Annotated in this window: 1 protein-coding gene; it reads left to right on the top strand. The window is 53.3% G+C overall.

Annotated elements, in window-relative coordinates; all coding sequences use genetic code 11:
- On the top strand, positions 1–313 hold a 313-nt coding region (locus AC0L3J_RS37680; protein ID WP_473350475.1), incomplete at its 5' end, for a malonyl-ACP O-methyltransferase BioC.
- Positions 314–360: the final 47 nt, after the last annotated feature.

Here is a 360-nt window from a genome sequence, read left to right as displayed (position 1 = left end):
ACTGCATCAGGCGTGGCAGGCGGTGGACGAGCGTCCGCATGCTAATCGCTTTTTACCGCCAGATGAAATCGAACAGTCGCTGAACGGCGTGCATTATCAACATCATATTCAGCCCATCACGCTGTGGTTTGATGATGCGCTCAGTGCCATGCGTTCGCTGAAAGGCATCGGTGCCACGCATCTTCATGAAGGGCGCGACCCGCGAATATTAACGCGTTCGCAGTTGCAGCGATTGCAACTGGCCTGGCCGCAACAGCAGGGGCGATATCCTCTGACGTATCATCTTTTTTTGGGAGTGATTGCTCGTGAGTAAACGTTATTTTGTCACCGGAACGGATACCGAAGTGGGGAAAACTGTCG

The organism is Bradyrhizobium sp. Kon37, assembly GCF_055807535.1.
Note: the sequence above shows the minus strand (reverse complement) of the source record. Positions and strands in the feature narration are given on the sequence as shown.